The 19,971-nt window shown below is 68.4% G+C and carries 15 protein-coding genes; 6 read left to right on the top strand and 9 right to left on the bottom strand.

What is annotated here, in order from left to right; all coding sequences use genetic code 11:
• The first annotated feature begins 81 nt into the window (after window positions 1-81).
• Together W7U_RS01645 and W7U_RS01640 are read left to right on the top strand one after the other, a co-directional pair.
• Window positions 82-1,200: a Gfo/Idh/MocA family oxidoreductase gene (locus W7U_RS01645; RefSeq protein ID WP_008254151.1), complete on the top strand. Its 1,119-nt coding sequence runs from the start codon at window positions 82-84 to the stop codon at window positions 1,198-1,200.
• A complete protein-coding gene (locus W7U_RS01640) occupies window positions 1,197-2,072 on the top strand; it encodes a hypothetical protein (RefSeq protein ID WP_008254150.1) in 876 nt (291 codons plus the stop codon). Before W7U_RS01645 ends, W7U_RS01640 begins: the two co-directional genes overlap by 4 nt.
• 14 nt (window positions 2,073-2,086) lie before the next feature.
• On the opposite strand, the gene W7U_RS01635 is transcribed toward W7U_RS01640, so the two are convergent.
• The 6 genes from W7U_RS01635 to W7U_RS01610 form a co-directional block, all read right to left on the bottom strand.
• Window positions 2,087-3,784, bottom strand: coding sequence for a GMC family oxidoreductase (locus tag W7U_RS01635; RefSeq protein WP_008254148.1), 1,698 nt, complete (start codon window positions 3,782-3,784; stop codon window positions 2,087-2,089).
• The gene (locus W7U_RS01630; protein ID WP_008254146.1) at window positions 3,781-4,707 is read right to left on the bottom strand and encodes an aldo/keto reductase; all 927 of its coding nucleotides are present in this window, start codon (window positions 4,705-4,707) and stop codon (window positions 3,781-3,783) included. Before W7U_RS01630 ends, W7U_RS01635 begins: the two co-directional genes overlap by 4 nt.
• A 16-nt stretch (window positions 4,708-4,723) precedes the next feature.
• Window positions 4,724-5,737: a glycosyltransferase family 4 protein gene (locus tag W7U_RS01625; protein ID WP_008254144.1), complete on the bottom strand. Its 1,014-nt coding sequence runs from the start codon at window positions 5,735-5,737 to the stop codon at window positions 4,724-4,726.
• 15 nt (window positions 5,738-5,752) lie between these two features.
• Complete coding sequence (locus W7U_RS01620) at window positions 5,753-7,255, bottom strand: O-antigen ligase family protein (protein ID WP_008254142.1); 1,503 nt, start codon at window positions 7,253-7,255, stop codon at window positions 5,753-5,755.
• Window positions 7,252-8,718 (bottom strand): polysaccharide biosynthesis tyrosine autokinase, encoded by a 1,467-nt coding sequence (locus tag W7U_RS01615; RefSeq protein ID WP_008254140.1) that lies wholly within the window; start codon window positions 8,716-8,718, stop codon window positions 7,252-7,254. Before W7U_RS01615 ends, W7U_RS01620 begins: the two co-directional genes overlap by 4 nt.
• A 177-nt stretch (window positions 8,719-8,895) precedes the next feature.
• Window positions 8,896-10,572 (bottom strand): hypothetical protein, encoded by a 1,677-nt coding sequence (locus tag W7U_RS01610; protein WP_050989367.1) that lies wholly within the window; start codon window positions 10,570-10,572, stop codon window positions 8,896-8,898.
• A gap of 250 nt (window positions 10,573-10,822) precedes the next feature.
• On the opposite strand from W7U_RS01610, the gene W7U_RS01605 reads away from it, so the two are divergent.
• Window positions 10,823-11,617: an FkbM family methyltransferase gene (locus W7U_RS01605; RefSeq protein ID WP_008254136.1), complete on the top strand. Its 795-nt coding sequence runs from the start codon at window positions 10,823-10,825 to the stop codon at window positions 11,615-11,617.
• Window positions 11,618-11,639: 22 nt separating this feature from the next.
• Here the strand turns inward: W7U_RS01605 and W7U_RS01600 are convergent, their stop codons facing one another.
• Both W7U_RS01600 and W7U_RS01595 read right to left on the bottom strand, forming a co-directional pair.
• Entirely contained in the window at window positions 11,640-13,505 is a 1,866-nt protein-coding gene (locus tag W7U_RS01600) for a sensor domain-containing phosphodiesterase (RefSeq protein WP_008254134.1), read from the bottom strand.
• A gap of 139 nt (window positions 13,506-13,644) precedes the next feature.
• The gene (locus W7U_RS01595) at window positions 13,645-15,318 is read right to left on the bottom strand and encodes a hypothetical protein (RefSeq protein WP_008254133.1); all 1,674 of its coding nucleotides are present in this window, start codon (window positions 15,316-15,318) and stop codon (window positions 13,645-13,647) included.
• 368 nt (window positions 15,319-15,686) lie between these two features.
• On the opposite strand from W7U_RS01595, the gene W7U_RS01590 reads away from it, so the two are divergent.
• From W7U_RS01590 to W7U_RS01580, 3 genes are read left to right on the top strand one after another with little or no spacing between them, the layout of a single operon-like run.
• Window positions 15,687-16,874, top strand: a complete 1,188-nt coding sequence (locus tag W7U_RS01590) for an FAD-dependent oxidoreductase (RefSeq protein WP_008254131.1) — start codon at window positions 15,687-15,689, stop codon at window positions 16,872-16,874.
• On the top strand, window positions 16,871-17,782 hold the full coding sequence (locus W7U_RS01585; RefSeq protein WP_008254130.1) for an RNA polymerase sigma-70 factor: 912 nt from the start codon (window positions 16,871-16,873) through the stop codon (window positions 17,780-17,782). Before W7U_RS01590 ends, W7U_RS01585 begins: the two co-directional genes overlap by 4 nt.
• 16 nt (window positions 17,783-17,798) lie before the next feature.
• Window positions 17,799-19,055 (top strand): aminodeoxychorismate synthase component I, encoded by a 1,257-nt coding sequence (locus W7U_RS01580; RefSeq protein WP_008254129.1) that lies wholly within the window; start codon window positions 17,799-17,801, stop codon window positions 19,053-19,055.
• A 52-nt stretch (window positions 19,056-19,107) separates the two neighbouring features.
• Here W7U_RS01580 and rsmI read toward each other — a convergent pair whose 3' ends face one another.
• Window positions 19,108-19,944, bottom strand: coding sequence for a 16S rRNA (cytidine(1402)-2'-O)-methyltransferase (rsmI, locus tag W7U_RS01575; protein WP_008254128.1), 837 nt, complete (start codon window positions 19,942-19,944; stop codon window positions 19,108-19,110).
• Between the last annotated feature and the right edge of the window lie 27 nt (window positions 19,945-19,971).

Below are 19,971 nucleotides of genomic sequence, written 5' to 3'. Positions count from 1 at the left end.
TGACCGGGTGCTAACGTCCACCTTGTTGGCGGGCCGTACACGTTGCCGATGCGGCACTCGGAGTGAGTAGAGGCGCGGACCATGATTCGAACGGCCATAGTCGGCCTGGGCAAGATGGGTCTTTCGCACCTCGCGATCCTTCGCACGCACCCGGACCTCGACGTGGTCGGCGTGTGTGACTCCGCCGGCTATCTACGCGACATCCTGGCCAAATACACCGGTCTGGACTGCTACGACGATTTCGATCGGATGCTGGCGCAGACGAAGGCGGACGCGGTTGTCGTCGCCGTTCCGTCGCGGCTGCACGCGCCGATGGTCGAAAAGGCCCTTGCCCGAGGCACACACGTCTTCTGCGAGAAACCGTTCGTCCTCGATGTCCGCGACGGCGAGCGCCTGGTGGCGCTCGCCGAGAGCAATCGGCTCGTCACGCAGGTCGGCTATCACTGCCGCTTCATCGGCGCCTTCCAAGAGGCGGCACGAATCGTCGCGGCGGGGGCTCTCGGGCAGGTACACCACGTGCGTGCCGAGGCATACGGCCCCGTCGTCCTTCGACAGAAGGGAAGCACGTGGCGCGGCGTCAAAGCCGAAGGCGGTGGCGCCCTCTACGACTACGCCTGCCACGCCATCGATTTGATGAACTTCATCGCCGGCGTGCCCCTAGCGGTCGACGGAGTCGTCCGCCACAGCGTTTTCTCGCGCGACGTCGACGACGAGGTCTACTGCACGATGCGCTACGGCAACGGCGCCAGCGGCCAACTGTGCGTGAACTGGAGCGACGAGAGCTTTCGCAAGATGTCGACGAAGGTTTCGGTGTGGGGAACCAACGGCCGCGTCGTCGCCGATCGGCAGGAATGCCAGATCTATCTCCGCGAGACGCACCCCGAGGTCCCCGACCTGGGGGCGGGATGGACGATCCGGTACACGACCGATCTCACCGACGAGGTCTGGTATTACCTTCGGGGTGAAGAGTATTCGGCGCAGATCGACTATTTCGCGCAGAGCATCAAGAACAACCGGTTGAACGGCGAGAACACTTTTCGCTCGGCGCTCGACGTCGATCGTGTGGTCGACATGATCACCGGCGCCGGAGCCGGCGCGGCCCCCCTGCCCCAGGCGGCCGCGAATGGCTCCCCGCGCGGCTCGCGGCGCCGCGAGATCGTCGCGCGCATCAGAAAACTCACGTCGCCGAGGGCATCATGACCATGGACCGTGTGCTGTTCGGCGACAACCAGTTCTTCGGCGTCAACCACATGTCCGAGGAGAAAGCGCGCGCCCAGGCGATACGCTTTCAGCACCTACCGCCCGTGCTGGCGACGCTGGACGCCGCGTACCAGGAAGGCATCCGTACGTTCGTGTGCACGACGCACGACCGGGTCGGCGAAATCTGCGATCATTTCCGCGCCAACCGGACCCGATACCCCGACTACGTCTTCTACCCGTGCATGCCGTACGCGCACAAGTACGCCAACGCCGTGACCGAGTTCGGGATGCTGGAGGCGCTGCGCAGGTTCCTGCCCGACGATGGGGCCGTCAAGTCGATGTTCAAGGGCGGTGTCGCCCTCGCGGGCAAGGACATCGAGCCGATCATGCAGCTATTGGTCGACGCGGAGATGAAGATGTTCGCCGAACTGTCCACGCCCGTCATCTTCATTCAAAACGTCGTCACCGACTTGCTTCTCGGCCTGGGCATGGACGAGGGGTTCCGGTTTTTCTCCGACCACGTCAGGCTCAAGTATGGCGCCGAGCCGGGCTTCATCACCATGAATCTCCCGCGCCTCCTCGACGCCCTCGACGGCCAGGGAATCGAGAATCCCATCGTGTGCGCCAATTTCAACAAGATCGGCTTCCGGATGTGTGGCGGAATCGAGCTCTACGAGAGGACAATCCGCGAGCGCCGCTGCCGTCTGATCGCGATGTCGGTGCTCGCCTCGGGCGCGATCCCGCCCCGCGAGGCCATCGATTACGTCTGCGGCCAGCCGCAGATCCATTCGATCGTCTTCGGCGCATCCAGCCGTGCGAACATTCGGCAGACGAAGTCGCTGATCGACGAGCTGTGGCAGGTCCCGACGTGATCCCCGGACCCCGGTTAGCTCGAATCCGTTGAAGAGCAGGTGATTCGGGCTTTCGCCAGACGCTCCGCGAGCCGCACGCCCAGCGCGATCCCGAGAAGCGTCGGGTTGGCCTGGCTCGATGTCGGCAACACCGAGGTGCTCGCGACGTAGAGTCCGCGAACCCCATGGACTTGCAGGTGTGGATCTACGACGCCGCCTTCCGGCGATGTCGACATCCGGGTGGTTCCCGCCTGGTGGTAGCCGGTCCGCTTCTTCATGTACGCACGGACCGCGGCCTCGACATCGTCGGTCAGCCACTCCACGTATCCCACGCCGTGGCGGCGAAGGTGGTCATCGATGGCGGCGACGGCCTTGCGCACGCTTGCGTAATCGGCGTCGGAGAAGTGCATGCTGGTGCGAATCCTCCTCATGCCGAGGGCGTCTCGTTCGTCAATCAGCTCGACCCGGCTCTCCCAGTGCGGAAGGTGCTCGCCGTGGTACTGCAGCAGGTAGCGATTGTCGGCGCTCTTCACGAAGAAGCCGGGCGCCTTGCGGCCCCGGCGGAGGAACCGTGCGTAGCAGAAGGCGACGGCGAACCGGAGGGTACCGAACAGGTCTCGCGCGACGTTGCCCAGATGCGCAAGGATTCGTGGCGAACCGTCGGTCTTGGTGTGGGCCTCACGGATCGCCTCGGCGAGCAGGAATCGTCCGATCGGCGAGATCAGTGTCAGGTACACCCCGGACAGGATCCCGCTTCCGTGACTCGGGTCGCTGATCGGCGGATTCACCAAGAAGATTGCGGCGTTTGGCATTTCGTTCTGGTGCAGCAGCTGCGGGTCGAAGGTGAAGCGCCGGCGAACATACACCCCCTCCCCGTCCCGCTCGTATCCGTGGATGACCTCATCGGTGGTGAATTGCACGCGCGCGACCCGGGCCTCGACGTGCGCCATGTACCAGCGTCCCAGGTGCCCGCCCGCGTTCCCCAGCCCCCCGGGGTGATGGCGATCCGACGCCAGCAGCAGGCGGGTGGCCTCCAAACCGCCGGTCGCGATGACGTAGTCCGTCGCGACCACTCGCCCCGCACCGCCGTTCAAGGACTTGACGACCAGGTGGTCGACGGTGTCGCCGGCCGCCGTCGTCACGATCTCGGTGCAGGTGAGGCCGGTCCACAGCGTGAGATGGGGCGAGTCTCGCAACGCCGCCCGGTAGCGGCGCCCGAAACGGGTTGGTAGCGCCCAGCGCTCGAGGTCGGTCGTGCGCACGTCGCCGTCGGGGAGCCCCGCGACCAAGTCGCGCTCCGCGATCTCGGGGATCTCGCGCGCATTGAACGCCGCCCGGCCGCATACCGCCCAGTCGCAGGCGCGTTGAAGGTAGGGCTCGACGTCGTCGTATCCGATGGGCCACGGCGCCTGCGCTGTGATGGGCCGGTCCTCGAAATCGATGGGGTCGAACTCGAGGCAGCGTCCCCCCCAGAGCGCCGAGGTTCCACCGACCTGCCGGCGGACCGTCAGCTCGCTACGCGAATGGAAGTAGTCGTCGTGCCGGGAATCGAACCTCGACAGCGCTTGGGCCGCACGGTCGTTGCGTTCGAGGCCGCTTTCGACGAGGACCACCTGCACGCCCGCCCCGGCGAGTTCCAGCGCGGTCGCGATGCCGATCGGGCCGGCCCCGACGACCACCACATCCGTTTCGATCGTCATGCCGTGGGCGAAGTCCTCCATGTCGCGAATCACGCGGCCGCACCCTCTCGGAACTCCTTGACGAGAGCGAGGAACCGCGCCACGGTCTCTGCGTCGGGTGGCGACGAGACCGCGTCGGCGGCTTCGGTGACCCGCTGCGGCCTGGTGGTGCTGTAAAGGATTGCGCGGCAGCCCGTTGCGGTGATCGACGAGGCGAGAATCAGCCGGGCCAGCACTCCGGGGGCCAGCGGGTCGGCCTGCAGGGCTTCGCGCCAGCGGCTTGCCATTCCGGGGTCGGCAAGCAAGGCGCCCGAGAGCTTGCGGTGCGGCCGCTCGAGTACGCCGAATGCGATATCGGCCGGTCTCGGCGAAGGATCGAGCACGTCGCTGCGGAGTTGGCTGACTGCCCGCGGCCCGAATGCGCGGACGAAGTCCAGCTCGAGCCCCTCGTCCTGCGAGACGCCCCAGGCGCGAATCTTTCCCTGTTGGCGCGCCCGCTCAAAGAATTCGCGAAGTTCGTCGCCCGCAACGGTGTCCTGAGGCCTCGGCGCGTGGACGAAGAGGATGTCGACATGGTCGACGCCGAGCGCCGCCAGGCTCTCGTCGAGGCTGCGTCTCGCGACGGCCGCGTCGTACACCCGGCCGCCCGCCGACGGGGCCTGCTGCCGCTTGACGATACGGCGCAGCGCGGGAGCCTTTTTCAGCAGCGCCCGGGTCGGGGCCTGGAATCGGCCGAGCCGCCGCGCCGCGCCCCCGACATCGATGCCGAACTTGGTGGCGATGGTCACGCTGTCGCGGTCGACCGTGCGCAAAAAGGCCCCGAGCTCCGCCTCCGCCATTCCCAGCCCGTACATCCGCGCGGTGTCGAAGTGGGTGATGCCGCTGTCCACGGCGCCGGCGAGCACGGCCATCCGTTCCTTCTTCGACGGCGACTGCATCAGTGCGCCGCATCCGAAACCGATTGCGCTGACCACCAATCGCGGTCCCTGAAGTTCAACCCGTCGCAATGTCGCAGCCCAGGTAGATACGGCGGAGTTCGGCGTCGATGACGTCGGGGCTCCGTGTCGCCGCGACGTGCGCTTGACCCCGCAGCCCGTCACGCTCGGCCAGCTCGGGGTCGCGCAGGTACCGGCCGATCGCGTTGGCCAACGCGGGCACATCGCCGACCGGGACCAGCATGCCCGGGTCGGGGGCGATCTCCGCCGTCCCACCGACGGGCGTCGCCACGAACGGCCGCGCGCCGGCCAGGGCCTCGGTCAGGATCATCGGCATGCCCTCCGCAAACGACGGGAGCACCACCACCCGGACCGAGCGGAGCAGCCCACGGACCGCGTCGGGGTGCATCGAACCTTCGACGGTCAGCCGCTCCGTCTCCGGCGGGGCATAGTCGTCGATGGGACCGATTATCCGACAACGGCCTTCGATGCCCTCGGCGAGAAGAAGCCGCCAGGCCGCCACAAGTCTGTCGACACCTTTTCGAAGCCCAACGGTGCCCGCGAACAGCGCCACGGGCGGCGTGGAGGCCGCCCCGGGCGCATCACGGTCGACCACGATCGGGTTCGGCACCACGGCGGTCCGCACCGTCGGCGCCACCTCGGCGACCGCGGCGCGCGCTTCCTCCGACAACAGGATCACATGGTCCGCCCGCTTCAACGTCGCACCCACGAAGCGGGGGCGCGACCTGGCGAACTCGGGAAAGTCGGGGCCATGGAGGGTGACGATCACCCGGAAACCCTTGGCCCTGGCCAAGCGGATCAACGGTCCTTCGCGCAGCCAGGCCCCGCCGTTGGAGATATGGAAGTGCACGATGGTGCCACGAGGGGACCGGGCCAGTGAAATCCCCGCGCGTGCGGTGAGAAACAGGTTCCTCAGATGGCGGTCCCCGTTCCACGTCGACAGGACCCGGATGTCGTCGGCGCCGATCTTGTTGTCGCGCAACACCCGGATCACGGACTGGGTCCCGCCGATGCTGTACATGTCGGGCCCCACGTGTGTCACTGAGATCATGTCGGCCTGGCTCGTCTACGGGAAAGTAACCGCGCCGACAGTGGCATCGAGGGGCGGGTCGGGCGTGGCGGCCGGCGCCGGATTGTCCTCGGTCCGGCTGCCCTCCGCGCCCCGGCGCCGCAACCCGGCGTAGCCCATCGCCGCCCCCAGCGCCATGCCCAGGCCCAAGGCGTCCATCGGCATCTCCGGCAACGGCCACACGGCGGATATCGCCAACAGGCCCGCGGCGACCGCCGCACTGATTTTCGCGGGCGCCGGGGCGCACCGCAGCGCGAGGATCACCGGCGTGAGCGCGAACAGCACGAACGCGGCCATCCCCACCGCCCCGGCCTTGGCCAGCCACCACAGGTAGAAGTTGTGGGAGTAGGCGGGATAGAGGTACCGATGGAATTCGTCGTCGCCGGTCGGCGGCTGGTACACGTAGCCCAGGCCGTGCCCGAACAACGGGGCCTGGGCGATGGTCTCCTTGAGGAGGTTGATTTCCCGCAGTCGTTCCAGCGCCGAATCGTCGACCGCGAGCGCGCTCGACGTAACCCCGCCCAGCACCCGCTGATTGAACGCAACGTACTGATCGGCCAGCCACGCCCCGGTCTTCGAACGCTGCAGCAAGAACAGCGACCCGGGCACGGCCACCGCGACGACGGCCAGGCCGACCGTGGCGGCCACGACCGCCCGCCGCACGGCCGCCCAACTCAGGCTGCCCAGCAATGCGACCGCGGCCGCCACCCCCATGGAGATCAGCGTGTTGCGGGAGAAGGACAGCAGCGAAATGCTCAGCGCCGGAAGGCCCAACGCGAGATACGCCCTGGGCCTGACACGTCCGACGATCGGGGCGGCGACCAGTGCGCTCAGCACCGCGGTGGCCGGCGTCTGGGTGGACAGGATGATGCGCACGGCCTGACCGGCACCCGTCGTCCCCTCCAGGCTTTCCGCCCGACCGGCCAACCGGATGGCGTACAGCGAGCTGATGATCGCCATCGCCGCCGAAAACCACAGGATCACGATCATCACCCGGATCGACCATCGGACGTGTCCGCTGTAGACGACGAACATCGCAAGGACGAAGCCGATCGCCATCTCGATCATGGTGGTCGCTTCACGGGTCACCGTGAGGTCGGGGTTTCCCGTGGCGAATCCGGTGGCCGTGGACCACAGCACCGCCGCCACCAGGATCCCGGGCAGCACGAAGTCGGACGACCGCGGTTTCGCGGTGGGGATCAGGTAGCAGATCGCGAGGATGGCCGCCAGGTGGTACGCGTAAATCGTCAGCGGGCCAAAGACTTTCCCCACGTGTAAGCCTTCGGGCAGTGCCGCGAACGCACCGAACAGCGTAACCCCCACCATCCCTTCGGGTTTCACCCAGTACACGACCACGCAGAACAACGCGGCGGTCAGCAGCACACCCTCGGTGGTCCGGCGAACCGAGAGCACGCCGAACGCGAAGCATCCGAACACGAAGATCGCCAGCAGGGCTCCATCCACGGCCAGGCGGTGACGGGCCCGCAGGTACGGGATCACGCCGGCCTGCTGACCTTTGACCGGTAGGCGCGGTCGGCGGCCCTGATGTGCAGCGACTGGCGGGCGTCGGTCAACACCGTGCCGACCACCTGTGCGCCGGCCGCGCGCAGGGCGGTCAACGCGTCCTTGAGTTCGTCCGCGGTCGTGCGCTTCGCCCGAACCACCAGCACGGTGGCGGGGACGGCACCGGCCAGCAGGCCGGTGTCGGCGGTCGCCAGCACCGGCGGACCGTCGATGACGATGCGGTCAAACCGTGAGGACAATTCCTGCACCACCCGGTCGATCACTTCCGGCAGGTACGCGCTGGGGGGCAGACTCTCGCGCCGGGCGGACCGCGACGCGAGGATGTGCAGCTTCGAAATCGGCGTCGGCTTCACCACCTGGGCGGCCGCGGCGGGGTCGGCGAGCGCGTTGGCCAGCCCCTCCCCCGATTCGACCCTGAGCAGACCGGCGATCACGTGCCGGCGGCTGTCGCCCTCGACCAGCAACGCGTCTTCGCCCATCTCGGCGAGCGCGAGCGCCAGGTTCATCGCCGTCGTCGTCGTTCCCTCGCCACCGAACGGGCCCGCCACCAACACCTGACGGGCGTTGGGTCCCATCGCCCTGAGCAGCCGGGTGCGCATGCCGCGCACCGCGTCGTCGAATGCGGTGTCGGTGCCGAACCGCGGAGTCCCGCCGCGCTTTCCCGGCAGTTCCGCCAAGGTCGGCAGGCCCGAGAGTTCCTCGAGCTTGGCGCGGGTGCGCACGGTGCGGTCGCCGGCCTCGCGGGTCAGTGCCACCGCGATGGCCAACAGCACACCGGCGATGAAGCCGATCGCCATGTTTCGCAGCGGCACCGGCGACACCGGAATCTTCGGAACGCGGGGCGGCTCGACCATCGTCGCCCGCGCCAAGGGCCACGGCTTGCCAGTCGGTCCCGCCGATGCCGGCACGTCGGACGGTTGACCCGATGGCGGCGGCGTCGTCTCGACCACCTCGGGTCGCGGTCCCGCGGTGACCGGCGTGGCCACGCCGTTCGACGCCGGGTTCGGGGCAAGCGTCGGCAGCATCGCGCTGAACTGACCGGCCATGGCGCCCGCCAGCGCGGCGGCGCGCGCCGGGTCGGTGTCTTTGACGCTGATCGTGAACAGCACCGATTTCGGGGTGTATTTCACTTGGGTTTGGCTCAGCAGATCATCGGCGCGCATGGGAAGTTGGAGCTGACGGATGGCGCGCTCGGCCACGATGTGTCCACCGGCGATTTGCGCGTACGACGACAGCCGTTCCTGGGCGGCCTGCGTGCCGCTGTACACCTCGTTGAGGTCGGTCGCACCGGAAAACGAGATGAGGACCGTGGCCGACGACTGGTAGTGCTTGGTCTGCAATGCGGTCACGAACGCGGCGCCGACGGTACACGCCAGCAGCGCGGTCAAGGCGAGTTTCCAGTGCGCGCCGAGAATCCGGACGAAGGTACGGAAATCCATCGGCTATTAACCTTTCTAAAAGCCTTCGGCGGGAAGAAAACTCTGCGGTTTCGTCCTACCAGCCGCGCATACCACTGCAGATTATGCAGCATCATCAGGCGGGCATTGGCGGAATCGCGGTCCCGCTGCCCCGGTTGATTTACCGCGTAATTGGCGACGCGGCGCCCGCCGTCATCGTCACGCGGCGTGAGTCAACGCGTCGCGGGACAGATTCAACGTCGCGATCGGATAGCATCCGGTGCCGTCGCGCCCGTCGCGCGCGAGCCGCATGGGCGGATAGTTCACCACGTGGTTCGCGCCCGGCTTGTGCTGTTGCCAATCGACCGAGGCACACAACGTGTAGTGCCCTGGCGCCAAGCCCGCCAAGTCGATGTGAATGGACTCCGTCGTCGACGCCGGCAACGGCTCCTTGCTGGAGCCGTCCCCGGATGGGCTTTGGACCAGGGTTTTCAGCGCCACGGTCGCGGGAAGCGTGCGGACCACGGCCCCCGAGAAATCGACGAGCCGGTAGCCCGGGACCCAGTTTTCGGTCGCGGCGGCCGCGCCGTAATTGGTCCACGCGACAGCCAGGGTCGCCTTGCCGTCTTTCACCGATTGCGATTCCTGCCGCGCCTCCACCGAATACCGGTAGCCTGCGGCGACGTTTGCCCGCGCCCACAGCAAGTACAGCGCCGGGTCCATCGGTGTCGACGAATCCACAGCCGGGAAGTTGAAACTCGATGTCATCGACACGTGGTACTTGACGACGTCCTGCAGGCCTTTTTCGTAGTAGGTCCGCGGATCGGTTTTCTCGGGCAGCTGGCACCATTCGGTGATCATCGGCGCCGACGCCAGCCGGTTCCTCAGCGCTCCGACCAGCGGGTCCTTGGACTGCACATAGTGGGAACCATCCCTTTCCGCCCACGCGGGCAGCGGATCCTGTACGCCCAGGCAGTCCGCGCGGATGCCCACCGGCGCGGACAGTTTCTTCGTCACGTCGTCGGCGATCAACTGGCGCACGATCTCCGGGTTCAGTGCGGTTGTCACCAATTGCGTGTGGGGAAAAGCGTTTACGGTCGCCGCGACCAGCTGCCGAATGGACTCGGCGGTGATGTTCTGGTCACGAAACTGGCTGTAATACCCCAGCTTCGCGACGCTCTCGTCGGGTGCGGGGCCCGGCGCGCCGAGTGTGTCACGCAGATACGAGATGTGGTTCTCGCTGAAATCGCCGTAGCCGGAGAATTCGAAGACGCTCAGCCGCTCGTCGCCGTCGTAACGGCGGCCCAACGCGGCCAACAGCTGGCCGAACGCGTTCAGGTAGTTCGGATCATTCCAGTTCGGAACGACCTGCGTGACGCCGGGCATCCACCAATATCGTTGCGGACCGGAGTAGTTGGTGGCCGCGGCGCGCATCCAGTCGGGCATCGCGATGTTGGTGTTGTTCGGATAGACGGTGTCGCAACACGAGTTGTAGGCGACCACGCGAAGCGTCAGGCGCATGTTTCGACCGGCCAATTTCGTCAGGGCGTCATCGATCACGGTGAAATCGAATTTGCGATCGTCGGGAGCGTCCGGCGGCAGTGTGCTCGGATCGGTGGGCTGCAACTGGCGCCAGGGGACACGCAAACTGGCGTCGTAGGACGCCGGCCACGCCGGGTAGCGCCGCTGCGCCGGATTGCCCTGCGGGAACAGCGGTTGCAGGAGATCTTCGTACTGGCCGCGCAGGGGGTTCGGCACGTCCTGCACGGACAACGGTATGGCCGGACTGCTGATCAGGGCGAGCGGATCAAGGTCGCTGCGGCCGTCACATCCGTCGAGCACCAACGTCACGCACACGGTGACGACAAGGAGAATGTTCCTAATTGTCCGGACCATGATTGCTCGCGCTAAACCGTGTCCGACAAATGCATCTACTGCTACCTCTCTGGCGGTCGCGACTAGTCACATGCGCGGGATATCAAGGGTGACAACAGGGTACAGCCCGGGCCCGTGACAGATGGCTGAAATCGGGGCGCCCGGTGAAAAGCCCGCCGGCTTGGCGGGGCCTCCCGGCGCGCTTTGGCCATTGTCAAATCGCCGCGTCGACTAAGCTGGGGCTCCGCAAATCGGACAGGAGTCACAGCAGATGTCGGTCGCACGCTCGGCCAAAACTTGGCTCGCGCCGGCGGCAAAAAAACTCGCACCGCGCCTGTTCTGGCGGCGGAAGTTTCGAATCCTGCACCGCTTGGGGCAGAGCCGCGCGGACATCCAGCTGGTGGCGTCATTGTGCGATCCGAACCGGATCTCCCTGGACATCGGAGCGGACCTCGGCGAATTCACGATTGCGATGGCGGCGTCCTCGCGCTCGGTGACCGCGTTCGAGCCCCGGCCGGCGCAGGCCCGCGATCTGGCAGCGATGTTCGCCGCCGTCGGCGCCCCCGTCCGGGTGGAGGCGGTGGCGCTGTCCGACCGGCCCGGCACGATCGCCATGCGGGTGGTCGAATCCGAGCCGGGCCGAAGCACAATCGACACCGACAACGAACTCACCGACGTCAATGGGGATGACATTCGCCGCATCGACGTGCCGGTCAAGCGGCTCGACGACCTGCATCTTGACGACATCGGCCTGATCAAGATCGACGTCGAGGGCCACGAACTCGCAGTGTTACGGGGCGCCACGCAGACGCTCACCCGCAATCGGCCGGCGATTGTGGTGGAAGCCGAGGAACGCCATCACGCCGACGCCGTCGCCGAGATCACGGCGTTGCTGGCCGGTCTCGGTTACGCGGGTCACTTCGATCTCGGTGGCGCTCGTCGGCCCATCGCCGAGTTCGATCCGGCACAGCATCAGGACCCGGCCAACGTCGGCAGGCGGGAGGACGGCTGGGCCGCCCACGGCACCTACGTCAACAACTTCGTCTTCTTGCCCACCGAAGGCTGAGCGGCCTCCGCGATCGTCGCCGCTACGTCGAGCCCAGCGACGATGACTCGCGGTCGGCGAGAAACGGCATCGGCATCCAGCGCGCGGACAGCAGCGCTTCCATCGCGTCGCCGGGCAGGGGACGCGACAGCAGGAAGCCTTGCGCGCGGTGGCAGCCGTGTTGCATCAAAGTCAGTGCGGCAGCGGGGGTTTCGACGCCTTCGGCGACCACTTCCAGCCCGAACGCCTCGGCGAGCCCGATGATGGCGCGGACGATGGCCAGGTCGCCGGCGTCGGTGCCGACATCGCGCACGAACCCGGCGTCGATCTTGAGCATGTCGACCGGCAGGGATTTCAGGTGGGACAGAACGGCATAGCCGGTGCCGAAGTCGTCGATGGCGACCTGCACGCCGACTTCCTTGAGCTCCGACAAGGTTTTTCGCGTGGTGTCGATGTCGTGCACCACGGCGCGTTCGGTGATCTCGAGGCACACCGATGCGGCATCGATTCCGAACTCGCCGATCGTGTCGGCGACGCTTTCGACGAAGCCGCGACTGATCAGCTGGATGGGCGACACGTTGATGCGCAGCATGGCGCCGTGCCCGACCCCATTGGCGCGCCACTGGCTGAACTCGGCGCAGGCGCTGCGCATCACCCACCCGCCCAGCTCCGCGGCGAGGTTGGTGGATTCGGCCACCCCGATGAACGAGTCGGGCAGCAGCAGACCCCAGACCGGGTGCCGCCAGCGCACCAGGGCCTCCGCGCCCACGATGGCCCCGGTCCACAAGTCGACCTCGGGCAGGTAATGCAGGAGCAGGCCTTCGCTGTCGATGTCGCCCTGCAGGTGCAACTCGATGTCGTTGCGGAAGGCCCGCTTGAGCGACATGTCGTCGGTGGACACCGCCGTCTGATTGCCGCCGGCACGCTTGGCCGTCAGCACCGCCTCGTCCGCCCGGCGGAGCAGATCGGCGCAGTTGTCCGCCCCGGGCGTGCCCACCGCCAGCCCGATGCTGACGGTCCGGCTGACCACGTGGCCACCGATGGTCAGGCGATCGCACAGCATCGTCGACAGGCGACGCGCGAACGCCTCGGCGACCTCCGGCGACATCGGCTCGTCCGGGATGACGACGAACTCGTCGCCGCCGAGCCGGGCGATCATGCTCGGCGTTCCCGCGCACTCCTCGATGCGCTGCGCGAAGACGCGGATGAACCAGTCGCCCGCGCTGTGGCCGAGGTAGTCGTTGATCGGCTTGAGCCGGTCGAGATCGAGGTAGAACACCGCGACGGGTCCGGGGCTGCCGGGCGCGAGGCGTCCGGACAGGTGCGCGACCAGCGCCCGCCGGTTGTACACACCGGTCAGGTCGTCGTGCTCGGCGAGGTAGCGGAGCCGCTCTTCGGCGGCGATGCGCGCTTGAAGCTGGGCAAACAGCGCGGCGACCGCCTCGAGCGTGTTGATCTCCTCCTGCTTCCACCTGCGGGCACCGAACTTCACGAAGCCGAGCACGCCGGTGCACGCGTCGCTGGACATCAGCGGCGCGGCCGCCACCGACGGCGACGCCGTCGCCTTGCCCGGCCTCAGCGCGCGGCGGACCCACCCGGCGGACCGATCCGGACGGGTCACCACCGGCTTGCGGTCGCGCTCACACTGAGCGAGCACCGACTCGACGCCGTCCAACTGCAACGCCGCCACCAGATCCGGATCCGGGCTGTCGGTTCGTCGCGGCCATTCGGCGACCAACGTCGACGCCGCGGCATCGTTGTCGTGGTGGCGCAGGAAGCTGGCGTCCACATCGAACTGCTCGACGAGCCGCGCGAGTACCTTTTCGCTGACCGAGGTCGCGGTGGGCGCCGTGGCCTCCATCAGCGCGGTGGCGACGGAGGTGACCACCAGGTTCAGGCTGCGCGGCACGGAATCCTCCGATACGGGGCACTATCCCGTCTGGGTCCCGAAGTCAAAATATGTCCGAGAACGGTATCACGCACGGCCCCGCCCATCCGGGGTTACGAAAAGCTCGCAGCCAACGAAGCAGCGCCGCGGCCGGACGATGTCACTGGCCGTTTGCCGAGGCCGAGTCGCTCGGGATGTCAAGCGTGGCAATCGGGTACAGCCCCGAGCCGTCGCGGCCGTCCCGGGCCAGGGCCATGGGTGCGTAATTGACGACGTGCGAGGCGCCCGGCTTGTGTTGCCGCCATTCGACGGACGCCCGCAGCGTGTAGTGGCCGGGCGCCAGGCCCGTCACGTCGACGTGGACCGACTCGCTCGACGATTCGGGAACCGGCTCCTCGCGCGATTGGCTGGTCTCGTCATGGACCAGCTTCGCCAGGTTCACCGTCGCCGGCAGGCTGCGAACCACCGCCCCCGAGAAGTCGACCAGCTTGTAACCGGGCTCCCAGTGCTCGGTGGCCGCCGCCGAACCGTAGTTGGTCCAGGCCACCGAGATCGTCGCCACCTTGCCCTGGATCGACTGCGATCCCGGCTGCGCCTCGACCGAGTACCGGTATCCCGCGGAGGTATTGGCCTTGCCCCACAGCAAAAACAGCTTGGGATCCATCGCCGAGGCAGCATCCCGGTCGGGGAAGTCGGCACTCGAGGTCATCGACACGTGGTACCTGATGACGTCGTGCAGCCCCTTCTCGTAGTACGACCGGGGGTCGGCGCCGCTGGGCAACCGGCACCACTGGCTGATCACCAGGGCCGAGGTGAGCCGCTGCTTGATCGCGTTGACGACGGCGTCGTTGGAGCGCACGTAGTGCGAGTCGCTGGCGTCGGCCCATTCCGGCAACGGCGCCTGCACCCCCAGGCAGTCCGCGCGGATGCCGACGGGCGCGGCCAGTTTCTTCGTCACGTCGTCGGCGAACAATTCGCGGACGATCTCCGGATTCTGGGGGGCCACCACCAATTGCGTGTGCGGGAAGGCATTCGTGTTCGCCGCGACCAACTGCGCGATGGAGGCCTTGGTGATGCTCTGGTCGCGGAACTGGCTGTAATAGCCCAGCTTTGCCACGCTGTCGTCCGGCGCGGGCCCAGGCGCGCTCAGCGAATCGCGCAGATACGCGACGTGGTTCTCGCCGAAGTCGCCGTAACCGGAGAATTCGAACACGGACAGGCGCTCGTCGCCGTCATAGCGACGGCCGAGGGCGGCCAGCAGTTGACTGATCCCGTTGAGGTAGTCGGGGTCGTTGAAATTCGGCACCACCTGGGTGACCCCCGCGGCCGAACTCTTCGCCGGCGCGGGATAACTGGCGGCGTACGGCCGCACCCAGTCCGGGATCGCGATGTTCGTGTTGTCGGAAGAGGTGTCGTTGCAACAGGATTTGTAGACGAATACGCCAAGGACCAGGCGCATGTTCCGGGCCCCGAGCTTGTTCAGCGCGTCGTCGATCGCGCTGAAATCGAACTTGCGGTCGTCGGGCGCGTCGGGGGGCAGTGTGCGCGGATCGACCGGCTGCAACTGCCGCCACGAGACACGCAGGCTGGCGTCATACGACGCGGGCCAGGAGGAGTACCGCTGCTGCGCCGAATTGCCTTGCGGGAAAAGCGGATTCAGCATTTCCTCGTACTGGCCGCGCAGCGGGTTCGGGATCTCCTGCGCGCTGGGTGGGATGGCCGGGCTGACCATCGCGGACAGCGGCCCGGGGTCGCTTTTACCGCCGCACGCGCTCAACACCAGCGCCGCGCACACGACAGCGGCAAGCGCGCGCGTCCTCCATGAGTACAACATCGTCACCGCGTCAGATCGCACCCGACGACACGTCCGACGGCGAGGGCCCGCGGCCGCTCGCGCAGATGGTCGTCGTCAAGGTTGCTTCTCCCAATACACACCGATGGCGCGTGCAAGTGGCCCCATATTTCGCGGTTTGTCTGGTGCGTGTATCCGACCGGGGCGGGCCACGAATTGGCGTAGCGCAGCGTATCACGCGCGTTCCGGCGACGCTCCGCCGCAGTTCAGCGGGGGTGCGGTCCGTTGGCGGCGCCCTTCCGCCCGCCGGCGCGCAGTGAGACGGGTCACAATAGCGGTGTCGATGTCACGCTCGGCCGGTCTGCGGTGTCTCAAGGGCACAGGTCCTCACGAACAGGTAGGAGATAGCCATGACCGAGGTGGCGCCTCAGAGAACTCATGTCGTCGTCGTCGGCGGCGGATACGCCGGGACGCTCGCGGCCAACCATTTGCGGCAGCGCCCGGACATCGACATCACGCTGGTGAACCCCCGGCCGGTCTTCGTGGAGCGCATCCGGTTGCATCAGCTGGTCGCCGACACCGGCGCCGCGACCGCCGATTACGCGACGCTGCTGGGCGACGGGATAGAGCTGATCGTCGACACGGTCGACGGCATCGACGCCCCGGGCCGGCGCCTGCTGCTGGGCTCGGGATTCGAGCTGGACTACGACTACCTGGTCTACGCCGTCGGCAGCACCGGCGCGACGCCTTCGACGGTGCCGGGCTTCGCCGAGTTCGCCCACTCGGTCGCCGACCTGGAGAGCGCGCAGCGACTGCACTACGCGCTCACCGACCTGCCGCTGCCCGCACCCGTCACCGTGGTCGGCGGCGGGCTCACGGGCATCGAGGTGGCCTCCGAGCTCGCCGAGCGACGACGCCCGGTCACCCTGGTCTGCGCCCCCGTTCTCGGCCCGTCGCTGAGCAAGCGGGGCCGGCGCTCGGTGGCCAAGCGGCTGCGCCGCCTCGGTGTCACCGTGCTGGAATCCGTCGCCGTGGCCGAGGTGCGCTGGGATGAGGTGGTGCTCAACGACGGCACCGTGTTGCCCAGCGCGGCCACCGTGTGGACGGCCGGATTCACCGTGCCCGATCTGGCCGCGCGCAGCGGGCTGCGCACCGACCCGATGGGCCGGCTGCTCACCGACGAAACGCTGACCAGCATCGACGACGACCGCATCGTCGCCGCCGGTGACGCAGCCGCGCCGTCCGGTCAGCCGTTGCGGATGAGTTGCCAGGCCGCCGGACCCATGGGCGCCCAGGCCGCCAACACCGTGCTCAGCCGCATCGCCGGGGACGCGCCCGCGGCGCTGAACCAGGCGTTCGTCGGACAGTGCATCAGCCTCGGTCGCGCGCACGCCACCTTCCAGCTGGCGCGCACCGACGACACCCCGGTGAACCTGTACCTCGGTGGCCGGGCCGCGGCTTCGCTCAAGGAGACGATCTGCAAGGCCACGCTGTGGGCGATCCGCCGCGAGGCCGCCAAACCCGGCTCGTATTTCTGGCTCAAGGGCGGCAAGCGGCCCGCGCAGTCACCGACCGGCGAGCGGGTCGCGCTGCGATGACACGCGCACCGACCGGCAGCGAGCACGCCGAACGCTTCACCCTGCTGCGGCCGCTGCTGTTCACCATCGCCTACGAGATGCTGGGCTCGGCGACCGAGGCCGACGACGTGCTGCAGGACAGTTATCTGCGGTGGTCGGCCGTCGACTTGGCGACGGTGCGCGACACCAAGTCCTACCTGGCCCAGCTGGTCACCCGGCAGGCGCTCAACGCGCTGCGGGCCGACGCCCGCCGGCGCGAGGAGTACGTGGGCCCGTGGCTGCCCGAGCCGCTGCTCCTCGAAGACCAGGATCCGTCCGCGGATGTCGTTCTCGCAGAGTCGATTTCGATGGCGATGCTGGTCCTGTTGGAGACGCTGAGTCCCGACGAGCGGGCCGTGTTCGTGCTGCGCGAGGTGTTCGGCTTCGACTACGGCGAGATCGCCCAGGCGGTGGGCAAGCCGGCGCCCACGGTGCGACAGGTGGCGCACCGGGCCCGTGAACACGTGCGGGCCCGGCGCAAGCGGTTCGAGGCGGCCGACCCGGAGCGCACCGCGGAGATCACCGCCCAGTTCCTGGCCGCGGCGGCGGGGGGCGACGTGGAAGCGCTGATGACCATGCTGGCCCCGGACGCCACCTGGACAGCCGACAGCGGCGGCGTGGTGAGCGCCGCCCGACGGCCGGTGGTCGGCGCCGACAAGGTGGCCCGGGCGATCGCCGGGCTGATGCGTCGGGCCGCGGAGATGGCCGCGCTGCGGGTGGAGACGGTGACATGCAACGGCGCGCCGGCGGTGCTGCTCTACCTGGGCGATCAGCTCGAAGGGGTGATCACGGTGGAGATCGCCGACGACAAGATCACGAACTTCTACGTCATGCGCAACCCGCGCAAACTGGCGGCGCTGGCCACCGCTCGCGACATCAGCCGCGGCTGAGCGGCACACTGGGTCGGTGCGCATCGACCGGCTCGGCGATCTCGGCGCCGCACCCCAGGTGCTGCGCGCCCTCGGTGACGCCACGACCCGATTGGGTCTCCCGCCCCCGGCCGCGCTGACCGGCGAGTGGTTCGGGGCCCTGGCGGTGATCGCGCCGAGCGTGTCGCTGGGGCCGGTGGCTGTCGACGGCGTGTTCGCCGTCGACGCCCCGCGGACTCCCGAGCAGCACGCGGTGGGCGGCGGGTGGATCGGGTACCTGTCGTACCCCGACCCCGGCGCCGACGCGCATCCGAACCGGATCCCCGAGGCCGCGGGCGGCTGGACGGACTGCGTGCTGCGCCGCGACCGCGACGGGCGCTGGTGGTACGAAAGCCTCTCCGGCGCGCCGATGCCGGGCTGGCTCGCCGCCGCGCTGGCCGCGCCTGCGCCACCGCCGCGCGAGAGCCGGATCGACTGGGGCATCGCCGACCGGTCCGCGCACCGCGACGGGGTGCTCGCCTGCCTGGAAGCCATCCGCGCCGGCGAGGTCTACCAGGCGTGCGTGTGCACCCAATTCACCGGCACGGTCGCCGGTTTCCCGCTGGACTTCTTCGTCGATGGCGTCGCCCGCACCTCCCCGGCCCGGGCGGCCTACGTCGCGGGTGCGTGGGGCGCGGTGGCGTCGCTGTCGCCGGAGCTCTTCCTACGCCGGCGCGGGACGGCCGTCATGTCCAGCCCGATCAAGGGCACCTTGCCGCTGGACGCCTGGCCGTCGGCGCTGCGCGCCTCTGCCAAGGAGGTGGCCGAAAACATCATGATCGTCGACCTGGTCCGCAACGATCTCGGCCGCGTGGCGGTCGTCGGCTCGGTGACGGTCCCGGAGCTGTTGGTGGTGCGGCGCGCGCCGGGCGTGTGGCACCTGGTGTCCACGGTGGCCGCCCAGGTTCCGGTCGAATTGCCGACGTCGGCGCTGCTGGACGCCACCTTTCCGCCGGCCTCGGTCACCGGGACACCCAAACAGCGTGCCCGCCAACTGCTTTCGCAATGGGAACCGCACCGCCGCGGAATCTATTGCGGAACAATCGGGTTGGCCTCCCCCGTAGCCGGCTGCGAACTCAACGTCGCGATCCGCACCGTCGAATTCGACGCCGCGGGAGGGGCCGTGCTGGGTGTGGGTGGCGGGATCACCGCCGATTCCGACCCCGACGCCGAGTGGGCCGAATGCCTGCACAAGGCCTCGCCCATCGTAGGGCTGCCGTCGATCGCGGCCGCCGGCCCCGCCGGCTTGTCCTGATGGCGGCGACCCGCTGCGCCCGGCTTCGCCGCGCTTGCGACCGCCACGGCCGCTAAACCCGGCGAGCCCGCAGCACCGCGTCGTAGAGCTGGCGGGACCGCACCTCGGGATACGCGGCCGCCACCTCGCCGCAGGCGTCCTTGACGCGAGCACCGCCCGCGACCAGCTCCTCGACCTCGACGACCAGCGACGGCAGATCGGCGCGCGGCGTCGCGCCGGCCAGCACCACGGTGATCTCGCCGAGCACACCGTCGGCCGCCCACTTCGCCAACTCGTCGAGCGATCCGCGCACCACCTCTTCGTGCACCTTGGTCAGTTCCCGGCAGACCGCGGCCCGCCGCGCGCCGCCGAGCCGCTCGACCGCGTCCTGCAAACAGGCGGACAACCGGCGCGGCGACTCGAAGAACACACAGGTGCGTCGCTCGTCGGCCAGCGAATCCAGCCAGGTGCGTCGGGCCGCCTTCTTGCGCGGCGCGAACCCCTCGAAGCAGAATTTGTCCGCCGGCAGGCCGGACACGGCCAGCGCGGTGGTCACCGCCGAGGGTCCCGGCAGGCATCCCACCGGCAGGCCGGCTTCCACGCACGCCGTCACCAGCCGGAAGCCGGGGTCGTTGATCAGCGGCATCCCGGCGTCGCTGACCACCAGCACGGTCGCGCCCGCCCTGATCGCCTCGAGCACCGGGTCCACCCGGGTGGCCTCGACCCGGTCGAACATGCTGATCACCCGGCCGGTGATCTTCACCTCGAGGGCGGCGGCCAACGTCCGGACCCTGCGGGTGTCCTCGGCGGCCACCACGTCGGCCGTGGCCAGCGCGTCCAGGAGGCGGGGCGAGGCGTCCGAGGGCTGACCCAAGGGGGTCGCGCCCAGCAACAGGCGGCCGGTGGTCATGGTCGACAGCCTACGATCGACACCGAT

The organism is Mycobacterium sp. H4Y (assembly GCF_000364405.1).
In the GTDB taxonomy this organism is placed as follows: Bacteria; Actinomycetota; Actinomycetes; order Mycobacteriales; family Mycobacteriaceae; genus Mycobacterium; species Mycobacterium intracellulare.
This window is presented reverse-complemented; position numbering and strand designations above follow the sequence as displayed.